Source organism: Phenylobacterium sp. (genome assembly GCF_024508875.1).
Classification (GTDB): domain Bacteria; phylum Pseudomonadota; class Alphaproteobacteria; order Caulobacterales; family Caulobacteraceae; genus Phenylobacterium.
On sequence record NZ_JANINU010000039.1, the window covers coordinates 1 to 11,263 of the forward strand.

Here is an 11,263-nt window from a genome sequence, read left to right on the forward strand (position 1 = left end):
GACCTTGGTGTCGGTCAGGTTGCCCGTCAGCGACCACTGGATGCTGCCCCAGTCTTCCAGGCTCTGGGTCGTCGTCACCACCAGCTCGGCGCCGCGGGTGCGGGTATTGAGGCCGTTGGTGAAGATGTTGATGCCCGTCTGGGTAACGGTCGGGTCGAGCACGTTGCCGTTGGCGATGATCGCCGCCCGGACGGCCGGGATATTCACGTCGCCGCCCGAACCGAACAGCGAGCCGGAGCCCACGATCCGGTCGCGGATGCTGATCTGGTAGACGTCGAGGGTGGCGGTGACTCCCCAGCCCGGATGGGCCACGAAGCCGACGCTGAAGTTGCGCGACTTCTCGGGATCGAGGCCGTCGACCCCCACCAGCTTCGCCGCGGCCGAATTGGGCGGCAACTGCACGAAGGCCGAGGTCGGCGACACGTTCGTGGCCGAATAGTAGCTCTCGGCCAGCGTCGGGGCCCGGAAGCCCGTGCTGGCCGTACCGCGAATGGCCAGGGCGTCGTTGAAGTCGTAGCGGCCGGTGGCCTTGACGATGAAGGTGTCGCCGAAGTCGCTGAAGTGCTCGTAGCGGGCGGCGAGGTCCAGCTTGACCGGCTCGCTGGGCGCGAGCGCCACGTCGCCGTAGATGGCGTAGCTGCGGCGGCTATGGCTGCCGGCGTCGGTGAGCTGGAAGCCCGGATACGATTGCGAGCCTTCCTTGTAGCGGGAGCCCGCGTCACCCGGCTTGATCTCGTAGGTCTCCTTCCGGAACTCACCGCCCAGGGCGACCGTCATCGGGCCGGCCATGCCCACGTCGTACTCCTTCGACAGGTCCAACTGGGTGGTCCACTGGGTGAAGATGAAGTCGCCCGCGTGGAAGTCGGTCGGCGACTGACCCGGCGTCGTGGCGGTCGAGGTGTCGATGTAGAGGGACCGGTTCAGCGAGTCCTTCACATTGATCGAGACGTTGTCCTTGCCGTAGGTCGAGGCCAGGTCGTAGTTCCAGCCGCCGGCGGCCACGCCCTTGATGCCGGCCGTCGCCGCGTAGTCGGTCTCGTAGATCACTTCGCGCGGGCTGAAGCCGAACGGGCGCGGGATCGTGCCGTCCTTGCCGACCACCAGGTTCGGGACGCGGTAGTTCTCGTAGGCCGAGGCGTATTTGTCGCCGTAGGTGCCGAAGCTGTAGAGCTCGACGTCGCCGAACTCGATGCCGAAGTTGTACGAGCCGATGTTGAGGCGGTACTCGGCGTCACCCGCGATCCGGTTCATGTACGGGAAATCGGGGTGGTTGATGAGTTGCGGGTAGCGCGACAGTCGCGACGACGAGGTGACGTTCGTCGGCAGGTTCAGGACCCGCGGGTCGACGTCGCCCCGGAAGCTGTAGTCGTGATAGCGCGACTGGAAGCTGAGGTTCAGGTACGAATTCGGAACCGGCTGGAAGCCGGCGTTGAGCATGACGTCGGCCGTATCGCCGCCGCCGCTCATGTATTTGCCGGCCGTGGCGGTGATGCCGCCGCCTTCGCTCGCGTCCTTCAGGATGATGTTGATGACCCCGGCGATGGCGTCGGTGCCGTACTGGGCGGCGGCGCCCTCCTGCAGCACTTCGATGTGGCTGACCGCGCCGAGGCTGATGAAGTTCAGGTCGGCGGCCGCGCCGCCCTGGAACGGCCCGCCCAGGACCGCGAGGTTGGCGGTGCCGTGACGGCGCTTGCCGTTGATCAGCACCAGGGCGTGGTTGGGGGACAGGCCGCGCAGCTTGGCCGAGAGCGTCAGGTTGGCGGTGTCGCCGCCGAAGGCCTGGGCGTTGAACGACGGCACGTTCTGCGCGATCGCCTGGATCAGGTCGGTCTGGCCAACCCGCTGCAGGGCAGTGGAATCAAGGACGGTGATGGGCGCCGGGCTATCGACGGCGCGAAGGCCGGTCGTGCGCGTGCCGGTGACGATGACGGCGTCCAGCTCGGCCGGATCGGCCGCGCCGTCGGCTTCGGCGGCCTGCACCACGCCGGCCATGGCCAGCCCCAGGACCAGGGCGCTCACGCCCGAAAACAACCTTTTCATTATGGTAGACCCCCTCGTTTTCGATGTGGGCCCGTCTCGGCGCTCTTCCCCTCTTGCGGCCGCCTTTGAAGTCACGGCGCCGCATAACGCCGATCAGGACCGCGCGCCCTGTCATTCGAGTCAATAAGGTCGGGAGGTCAGCTCCGATCCGTATTTGTTGCATGATGAAAATATTTGCGTTTCCGCATCGGGAAACGGCGCCATTACTGGTTTTGGCGAGAGCGAAGAATCGGCATCTTCGGCAAATGCAGAATTCAAAAAACTGACATGAATGTCATTTGGTGAATTGTTGCGCTTGACCTGCCGCTTCAGTCGTCAGTGGGCGTCCAGGCTGCGCAATTCATGACCGATTGTCTTGTCAGCCGGCGGCTCGCCGCGGCGTCTGATCCCGCCGCCTGCAGGGCGGGTGCGTCTGGATATGAGGTCGGTGATGGCGGTCAGTCGTCGGAGGTTCCTGCACAGGATCGGAGCGGTCGGCGGCTACGCAGCGGCCTATTCGGCGATGGTAAGCCTGGGGCTGATGGCGACGCCGGCGAAGGCGGGGCCGCTGGCGCTGCCGTCCAGTCTCGGCGCGGGCAAGAGCGTGATCGTACTGGGCGGCGGCATCGCCGGCTTGACCGCAGCTTACGAGCTGGAACGGGCCGGCTTCTCGGTCACGCTGCTGGAGGCGCGCGACCGCGTCGGCGGCCGCAACTGGACCCTGCGCAACGGCTCGAAGATCGAGATGGTGGGGGAGGCGACCCAGACGGTGTCGTTCTCGGACGGCCTCTACATGAACGCAGGCCCGGCCCGTATCCCCAGTCACCACGAGGGCCTGCTCGGCTATTGCGACAAGCTGGGCGTGCCTCTGGAAGTGGAGATCAACTCCAGCCGCAGCGCCTATTTCTGGTCGGCCGGCTCGAACGGCGGCAAGCCGATCCAGATGCGCCAGGGCGTCAACGACACCCGCGGCTACATCTCGGAACTGCTGGCCAAGGCGCTGAACAAGGGGGCGCTGGACCAGGACCTGACGGCCGAGGACAAGCAGAAGCTGCTGCCGTTCCTGCGGGCCTATGGCGATCTCGACGAGGGCATGGCCTTCAAGGGCACGGAGCGGTCGGGCTTCGCGCAGGTTCCCGGCGCCGCGGCCCAGTTCGGCAAGGGGCGCGATCCTGTGCCGTTCCGCGAGCTTCTGGCGAACGAGCAACTCGGGGCGACGCTGTTCGAGGACATCGTCTACATGCAGGCGACCATGTTCCAGCCCGTGGGCGGCATGGATCGGATCGCCATGGGCTTCCAGAAGGCGATCAAGAGCCAAGTGATCCTGAATGCCGAGGTGCTGCAGATTCGCCAGACGTCCGGCGGCGTCGCCGTCGCCTGGCGCGACCGATCTGGTGGGCCGAACCAGGTCTCGCAGGCCGACTATGCGATCGTGACCATCCCGCTCAACGTGCTGAGCAAGATCGACAACAACTTCGACAAGCCGGTGAAGGCCGCCATCGCCTCGGTGCCGTACGACTTCTCGAACAAGATCGGCTTCGATGCGCCGCGCTTCTGGGAGAAGGAGCAGATCTTCGGGGGGATTTCGTTCGTCGGCGGCGACACCAGCCTCGTCTGGTACCCGTCGAATGGTCTGCACACCGAGCGCGGCATGCTGCTGGCCTGCTACGGCTCGGGCCCCAACGCAAAGGGCTTCGCGGCGCGTCCGCTGGAGGAGCAGATCGCGATCGCGCGGGGGGTGGTCGGGCGCTTGCACCCGGGCCACGAGGGCGAGCTCACTCGTCCGGCCGTGGTCAACTGGAGCAAGATCCCGTTCAACCTGGGCCCATGGCCAGCGTGGAGCGGCGCCAGCGGCCAGGAGGGCCACCTGGACGATCCGGCCTATCGCCTGCTGAACGAACCGCACGGGCGCGTCTATTTCTCAGGCGCCCACCTGTCGCAGATGCCCGGCTGGCAGGAAGGGGCGGTGCTTTCCGCGCAACGCACGCTAGGGCAGATCGCGACCCGCGTGTCACAGTCGGTGGCGGAGAACCGCGCCGCCCGACCCGCGGCCTGAAACCTTTCCGAGGGGAGAACCATGCGTAAGATCCTGCTGTCCGCCGCCCTGGCCACGTTCGCCGCGGGCGCCGCCCACGCCCAGAACGTGCACGTCAACCCGACTAACGGTTTCATCGCCCAGGCGGTGAAGGTTCCGGCCGGCTCGGAGATGCTCTACGTCAGCGGCATCACGCCCGACCCGGTGGCCGGCGCGCCCGCGGCCACGCCCTTCGGCGACACCAAGACCCAGGTCATCAGCATCCTCACCAAGATCCAGGGGATCATGAAGGCGCAGGGCTATGAGCTGGGCGACACCGTGATGATGCGCGTCCTTCTGGTCGGCGACCCGGCCAAGGGCGGCGGCATGGACTTCGCGGGCATGATGGAAGGCTACAACCAGTTCTACGGGCCGCTCAAGAACAAGCCCGCGCGGATCACATCCCAGGTCGCCTCGCTGGTGCGGCCCGGGATGTTCGCCGAGATCGAGGTGCAGGCGGCGAAGGCGCCTGCCAAGTAGTCGCTATTGGTCGGCGGAAGGGGCGGCGCGCTCACGCAGCGCGGCGCTCACCGCCGGTGCGTTCAGCGCGGCCTGGGCGTTCGTCACGGCGTCCCGGAAGCAATCCGAACGCTTCACCGCGGCCTGGTAGTCCCGCACGCTGAACGACGAGGCGCCGCAGGCGCGCACCGCCGCGCGCTCGATGCGGCCGGCCATCGCGGCGGCGCCGCTGGCGCTGGCGAGGTCGAGGCCCACGGGCGATACGGCGATCGAGGTGGTGACCGTACCCGCCGAGGCGGGGGCGGCGGCGATCATGGCGAGCAGCGCCGAGGTCGCGAGAAGCTTCATGGGTGTACTCCTTCCTGGGCCGGTCGTTGCGCCGGCCTTGTGTCGTTGGGGACTAGCTAGTGCGCGCCGCTTGGGCGCGTAACCCGTCGGTGCGCTTATTTCACGGGCAAGTGAGCGATTCAGTGACCAGTTTCGCGAAATTGGCTTGGGGCGACGGCCGTTCCGCAACCGGGCCTTGAGCGGGCGCCGGAGTCGCGCGAGCTTCACGGCCATGGACCGACGCAGACTGATCACCTTCGGAGCCGCCAGCTTCGCACTGGCCGCCGCGCCCCTGGCGGTCCGGGCCGCGGACCTGCCGGGTCCGCTGCCGAACCGGCCGCCGCCCATCGGGCGGGCCGAACGCGAGGCGCGGATCGCCAAGGCGCAGAAGCTGATGCGCGAACAGGGCGTCTCGGCGCTGCTGGTCGAGCCAGGATCGAGCCTGATCTACTTCACGGGCGTTCATTGGAGCCGCAGCGAGCGGCTGACGTGCGCCATCATCCCCGCCGAGGGCGAGATCGGCGTGGTGACGCCCTTTTTCGAAGAGCCGTCGGTCCGGGAGACCCTGGCCGTAAAAGCGGAGGTCCGCACGTGGCAGGAGCACGAGGATCCGCTGGCGCTCGTCGCCGGCTGGCTCAAGGACCGCAAGCTGGGCTCGGGCGTCATCGGGATCGACGAGACCAACCGCTACTTCATCGTCGACGGTCTGATGCGGAACCTGCCGACGGCCACGCTGAGGAACGGCGCGCCCATCGTGCGCGGTTGCCGGATGATCAAGTCGCCGGCCGAGATCGCCTTGATGCAGCACGCCTCGGACATCACGATAGCGGCCTATCGCTACACGATCCCCAAGGTCGAGGCCGGAATGCGCCCGTCTGACATCGGACGGCTGATGAGCCAGGCGACCGTCGCGCTGGGGGGCGAGCCCGAATTCGCCCTGGTGCTGCTGGGCGAGGCGGCCGCCTATCCGCACGGCTCGGGCAAGCCCCAGTCGGTGAAGGCGGGGGAGGTGGTGCTGATGGACTGCGGCTGCACCGTCGAGGGCTATCAGTCCGACATCTCGCGCACCTTCGTCCACGGCGAGCCCTCAGCGAAGCAGCGCAAGGTGTGGAGCGAGGTCCAGAGAGGCCAGCAAATCGCCTTCGAGGCCGCGAGGCCGGGCGCGGCCGCCGGCAGCGTGGACGATGCGGCGCGCGGCTACTACGTGGGGCTGGGCTACGGGCCCGATTACAAGCTGCCGGGCCTGTCGCACCGCACGGGGCACGGTATCGGCCTCGACGGCCATGAGCCGGTGAATCTGGTGCGCGGCGAGGCCACGAGGCTGGCGCCGGGCATGTGCTTCTCCGACGAGCCCGGCATCTACATCCCGGGCGAATTCGGCGTGCGCCTGGAAGACTGCTTCCACATGACCGAGAGCGGGCCGAAGTGGTTCTCGCAGCCCTCGGCCTCCATCGAGAAGCCGGTCTAGGCGGGGCGCTCCACGAACGCCGCGAGGTTGGCGAGGCTGGAGTCCATGCCGGCCTGGTGGTCCTGGGGCGTGATCCCCGGCGGAACGTCGGAAATCGCCACATCGACCCGCGTGCCGGCGGCGACCGGGGTGAAGGTCGTGGCGATGGTCATGGCTCCAGCAAAGTCCGGGTCGTCGCTCTCGAAGGTCACGCGCTCCACGATCCTGCGGTCGTCGACCAACTCGACGAACGTTCCCTCGAAAACGTCCGCCTTGTCGGTGGTCTTGCCCTGGCCGTCGCCCTCGTAGACCAGCACCATGCGATAGCCGCCACCTTGCGTTGGATCGAGACGGTGGACCTCGCCGCGCATGCCGTCGGGCGCGCGCCAGGCGGCGAGGGCGGCGGGGTCGAGATGGGCGCGGTAGAGAGCCTGTGCCGACGCGCCGATGATCCGCGAGGCCCGGTCGATCCGCGCCATGGCCTCAGACCCCGTAGTACTCGCGGTACCAGTCCACGAAGCGGCCGACGCCCACTTCGATAGAGGTGGTGGGTGCGTAGTCGAGGACCGCCTTCGTCTCGGCCGTGTCCGCCTCGGTGCGTGCGACGTCGCCAGCCTGCATGGGCAGGAAGTTGATCTCGGCCTTCCGCTCCAGCTTCTGTTCGAGGATCTCGATGTAGCGCATCAGTTGCTCGGGCCGGCTGGCGCCCAGGTTCAGGATGCGCCAGGGCGCCGAACTGGTCGCGGCGTCGGCGGCCATGGCGTCCCACTGCGGATTCGCCGCCGGCGGCCGGTCGATCGCGGCGAGCAGACCCTGGATGATGTCGTCGATGTAGGTGAAGTCGCGCTCCATCTGGCCCTGGCCGAACACGTTGATCGGCTCGCCCTTCAGGATCGCGCCCGTGAACTTGAAGAGCGCCATGTCGGGTCGGCCCCAGGGGCCGTAGACGGTGAAGAACCGGAAGCCGGTCGCCGGCACGCCGAAGAGGTGCGCGTAGGCGTGGGCCATGCCCTCGTTCGCCAGCTTCGTGGCGGCGTAGAGGGTGATGGGGTGGGTGGCGTGGTCGTGGACGTTGAACGGCATCTTGGCGTTGGCGCCGTAGACCGAGCTGGTCGAGGCGAAGACCAGATGGCGAGGCTGCACGGCCCGGCAGCCCTCCAGGATGTTGAGGAAGCCCACGACGTTGGAGTCGACGTAGGTGTGCGGGCTCTCCAGGCTGTAGCGGACCCCCGCCTGCGCCGCGAGGCTGACCACCACTTCGGGCTGCGTCTCGGCGAACAGGGCCGCGACGCCTTCGCGGTCGGACAGGTTCAGCCGTGCGTGCCGATAGCGGGGGTTCTCCTCGAGGAGCGCCAAGCGCGAGGCCTTGAGGGCGGGGTCGTAGTAGTTGTTGAGATTGTCGAGGCCGACCACCGTCTCGCCGCGTTCCAGCAGCCGGCGGCTCAGGTGGAAGCCGATGAAACCGGCTGAACCGGTGACCAGAATCGTCAAGACGTCGCCTCGCTGCCTCGCGCCAATACGCGAAGCGTGCCTAGCGGCGGCCGGGTTGCAAGGGTCTTAAGCGATCAGCGGGCCAGGCCGACGACGTCGGGAAGCCGGGCGATGCGAGCCGCCTCGGCGCTGGCGGCCGCGCGGCCAGCGACGACGTCCGCGGCGCGCATCTGCGCCAGCAGCGGGAACAGCGCCGAAAGCGTCGCGATCAGCAGGCCCAGGCGTCCCTCGCGCCAGCCCCCGCGTCCGACGTAGCCGCGCATGAAGGCGCCCGCGCCCGCGAGCAGGCCATCGGCCGCACGCGCCGGGACGCCGGCGTCTGCCAGGTCTTCCGCGGCCAGGGCGGTCAGCTTGTTCAGGCGCTCGACGAGCGCGCCCGCATCCCGGCCGAGCGAGCGGCGGATGGCGCCCTTGAGCGCGCCGCCGGGCCGACCGGCCATGACCGCCGGCGCATTCAGCCGGCGCGGCTGCCACGCCTTAAGGCCTCGCTTGTAGAGCCGGGGCTCGAGGCGCGAACTGAGCGCGCCGGTCCAGCCCTCCCGCACCAGGGTCTCGCCCACATAGTTGTCGATCGGCAGGTCGTACCAGTCGCCGTCCGGCCGCATCTGCAACACGGCGCGGATCTCCCAGGCCAGCGCAGCATCGACCAGTTCGTCGGGGTCGATCTCGAGGATCCAGTCGCCCGAGCAGGCCTCGACGCCCGCGGCCTTGCGCTGGCTCTCCAGGGGGAAGATCCCGTCGATGACGACGGCGCCCTGGCGACGCGCGATCTCCTGGGACCGGTCCGTGCAGCGGTCGGCGACGACCACGATCTCATCGCAGAACGAAAGTTTGCGCAGGCATTGCGACAGCTGCGCATCCTGGTTCTGCACGCAAACGAGCGCAGAAAGCCTCACCACCCCGAAAGCTCCCGACCGACAACCCCGTTACTGATGAGACGGCGCCGAAGCGGGCGGCCCCCCGGCCACGCTTTAGATTTTGTTCAGAATGCGGCGGCGAGTCGCACCCCGATGGTGCGCGGGCGCTGGGGGGTGAACTGGCGAACCTGGCCGAAACTGAAGGGGTTCCCGTAGGCGAAGGTGTCGCCCTCGTCGTCGAACAGGTTGGTGACGTAGGCCGTGGCGCGCCAGCCCCCGCTGGCGATCTCGGCCGTCGCCTCGGTGCGCAGATAATGCCCCATCCGCCGCTCCTTCGTGGTGTCGAAGCTGAGCGTGGCCCGTCCCACGTAGCTTGCTTCGCCGGTGAGCCGCAGGGTCAGGTCGCCCGCGAGCAGGCGCTCGTAAACCGCCAGGAGACCGCCCGACACGTTCGGTACGCCCGGCAGGTCGCGGGTGACCGGCGCATCGAAATCCGGGTTGCCGTTGTGGACCCTGGAGTTGGAGAGCAGACCGTTCAACTGCAGCGAAAGGCCAAAAGGCCAATCGTAGGCGGCTTCGCCCTCCAGTCCCAGGATCCGCGCGTCGCCCACGTTCGCCGTGTAGCCAAGGCCAGACGCGCGATAGCGATCGGTCTGGATATTGGTCCAGTCGTCGTAGTACGCGGCCGCGCGCACCGTCAGGCGATCGTCGAGCCGGCGCAACTTCAGCCCCGCCTCGTAGTTGCGCAGCCGATCCGGAGCAAATGTCGTGCGGCTGACGCGGATTGCGTAGAACCCGCTCGAATTGAACCCGCCTGGGCGATAGCCCTCGGTGACGAGGGCGTAGATCAGGTCGCCGTTGGAGAACTGCCGCTGGACCGAGATCTTCGGTGAGAAGCCGCTGAAGGTCCGGGCCTGATCGAAGAAGCGGGGTCCATAGGGCTGGATCACATCGAGCTGGGCCGTGGTGTGGACGCGGGTCTCGAAGAGGCGGCCCCCCAGCGTGGCGCTCCAGCCGCCGCCGAAGTCGTAGGAGCCCTCGCCATAGACCGCGTACTCGCGTTGGCGGTCCTTCCGGCTCTCCGTATACGCGACCATGACCTTGCGGCCTGTGGAGAGCACACCCAGGACCGACGGGTTCTGCTCGACCGTGCGCGCCGCGTAGATGCCGAAAAGCCAGTCGAAACGGCCGACGCCCGATGATCGAACCACCAAATCCTGCACGAGGATGTTCGACCTCGTCGCCTCGGTGAATACGCCCAGATCCTGCGGACCTCCAACGCCGTTCAGGGGCGCCTGTGGGTCGTCGGGGTTGATGGCCGCGAAGGCGTCGAACTGGCTGGAGAAGACGTGGTGCACGTAGCTCGTCGAGGAGACGATGCTGCCCCAGTCGTAATCGCCTTCGAGGGTGACGCCGCCGTACGAGAAGTCGTTGTTGTGGGCCTCCTGGACCCGGTTGCGGCGTTCCCCCGGCGCGGAGACCGGCAAGCCTTCCTCGACGCCGATGCTCAGACCGCCGCCGGGGCCCGCGCCGGCCGATATGATCTGGGTGACGTACTGGGTGTCGTTCGAGCGCAGGTGCTGGGTCGCGGCGAGGGCGTCCAGGCGCCAGTGCTCGTCCAGGCGGACGCGGACGGCCAGCCGCCCGCCGTCGCGCCGGGTCTGGTCGACGTTGCGGAGCCGAAGGTTCACGTCGTCGATGTAGCCGCCCTGAAGGTCTTCGTACGCGGCGATTCGTACGCCGAGGCGGTCCTTGACCACCGGCACGCTGACGTAGCCTTCCAACTCGTGGCTGCGGTCGCCGCCCTTGGTCCAGGCGACGCCGGCGGTCGCGCCGGCGCGGTAGTCCTCAAGGTCGGGCTTGCTCGTGACGATCCGGTAGATGCCCGCGAGCGAGCCCGAACCGTAAAGGGCCCCCTGTGGGCCACGCACCACCTCGACCCGGTCGATGTCGACGAGGCGCAGGTCGGGGTCGGGCGCATTGTAGTTGATGGGCGCGTCGTCGAGGTAGGTCGAGACCGTGGAGCGAGTGCGGCCGGTGAAGGCGCCGTCGGACAGTCCCCGGATCAGCAGCTTGTCGCGGCCGGGGCCGAGGTTGGTCGTGAGGACGCCGGCCAACTGGCCGGTGGTCTGGCCCACGTCGGTGGCCCGCGTGGTCGAAATCTGCGCGCGCGAGATCGCGCTGACGCCGGCGGGCAACTGGTCCAGGGCTGCAGGCCGCTTAGTCGCCGTGACGACGATCTCGGCGACCAACGCGGGCGCGCGCGGGACCTCGCGGCTCGGCGGCGTCGCGGGCGCGGCGGGCGCCGCAGGCAGGATCCGCACTGTCCGCGCATCGACGACGGTGAAGCGGCAGGGCGCCCCGTCGAGGAGGCGGTCGAGCGCTTCGGGCACGGTGTAGCGGCCCGACAGGGACACGCGCCCGTCGCCGCCGCAGTTCGCGGTGCCGAGGATCGAGATGTTGGCCTGCAGGCCGAGGTCGATCAGCGCGTCGGCGTACGAGCGGGTCGGGATGGAAAGGCGCAGGCGCGCGTCGGCGGCCTCAGCGCGCCCCGCCAGGCAGGCGAGGGCGACGCCGCCCAGCAACGTC

General features: G+C 68.3%; 9 protein-coding genes. 3 read left to right on the plus strand and 6 right to left on the minus strand.

The window, feature by feature from the left end:
• On the minus strand, nt 1-2,040 hold a 2,040-nt coding region (locus Q0L11_RS04265; RefSeq protein ID WP_296595613.1), incomplete at its 3' end, for a TonB-dependent siderophore receptor.
• A 430-nt stretch (nt 2,041-2,470) separates the two neighbouring features.
• On the opposite strand from Q0L11_RS04265, the gene Q0L11_RS04270 reads away from it, so the two are divergent.
• Entirely contained in the window at nt 2,471-4,075 is a 1,605-nt protein-coding gene (locus tag Q0L11_RS04270; RefSeq protein ID WP_296595614.1) for an FAD-dependent oxidoreductase, read from the plus strand.
• Between the two features lie 21 nt (nt 4,076-4,096).
• A complete protein-coding gene (locus tag Q0L11_RS04275) occupies nt 4,097-4,573 on the plus strand; it encodes a RidA family protein (RefSeq protein ID WP_296595615.1) in 477 nt (158 codons plus the stop codon).
• 3 nt (nt 4,574-4,576) lie between these two features.
• On the opposite strand, the gene Q0L11_RS04280 is transcribed toward Q0L11_RS04275, so the two are convergent.
• Entirely contained in the window at nt 4,577-4,900 is a 324-nt protein-coding gene (locus Q0L11_RS04280; RefSeq protein WP_296595616.1) for a UrcA family protein, read from the minus strand.
• 211 nt (nt 4,901-5,111) lie between these two features.
• On the opposite strand from Q0L11_RS04280, the gene Q0L11_RS04285 reads away from it, so the two are divergent.
• On the plus strand, nt 5,112-6,347 hold the full coding sequence (locus Q0L11_RS04285) for a Xaa-Pro peptidase family protein (RefSeq protein ID WP_296595617.1): 1,236 nt from the start codon (nt 5,112-5,114) through the stop codon (nt 6,345-6,347).
• Here the strand turns inward: Q0L11_RS04285 and Q0L11_RS04290 are convergent.
• From Q0L11_RS04290 to Q0L11_RS04305, 4 genes are all read right to left on the minus strand, one after another.
• Nucleotides 6,344-6,805: an SRPBCC domain-containing protein gene (locus tag Q0L11_RS04290; protein WP_296595618.1), complete on the minus strand. Its 462-nt coding sequence runs from the start codon at nt 6,803-6,805 to the stop codon at nt 6,344-6,346. The two genes, Q0L11_RS04285 and Q0L11_RS04290, sit on opposite strands and share 4 nt — an antisense overlap.
• Nucleotides 6,806-6,809: 4 nt before the next feature.
• On the minus strand, nt 6,810-7,817 hold the full coding sequence (locus tag Q0L11_RS04295) for an NAD-dependent epimerase (protein WP_296595619.1): 1,008 nt from the start codon (nt 7,815-7,817) through the stop codon (nt 6,810-6,812).
• 74 nt (nt 7,818-7,891) lie between these two features.
• Nucleotides 7,892-8,713 carry a glycosyltransferase family 2 protein gene (locus Q0L11_RS04300; protein WP_296595620.1) on the minus strand — a complete coding sequence of 274 codons (822 nt, stop codon included), beginning with the start codon at nt 8,711-8,713 and terminating at the stop codon, nt 7,892-7,894.
• A gap of 86 nt (nt 8,714-8,799) precedes the next feature.
• The coding region (locus Q0L11_RS04305) for a TonB-dependent receptor (protein ID WP_296595621.1) at nt 8,800-11,263 on the minus strand (2,464 nt) is incomplete at its 5' end.

Coding starts and splice junctions, on each gene's coding strand:
- Q0L11_RS04290 (WP_296595618.1), bottom strand. CDS start 6,805: ATGGCGCGGATCGACCGGGCCTCGCGGATCATCGGCGCGTCGGCACAG.
- Q0L11_RS04275 (WP_296595615.1), top strand. CDS start 4,097: ATGCGTAAGATCCTGCTGTCCGCCGCCCTGGCCACGTTCGCCGCGGGC.
- Q0L11_RS04280 (WP_296595616.1), bottom strand. CDS start 4,900: ATGAAGCTTCTCGCGACCTCGGCGCTGCTCGCCATGATCGCCGCCGCC.
- Q0L11_RS04285 (WP_296595617.1), top strand. CDS start 5,112: ATGGACCGACGCAGACTGATCACCTTCGGAGCCGCCAGCTTCGCACTG.
- Q0L11_RS04270 (WP_296595614.1), top strand. CDS start 2,471: ATGGCGGTCAGTCGTCGGAGGTTCCTGCACAGGATCGGAGCGGTCGGC.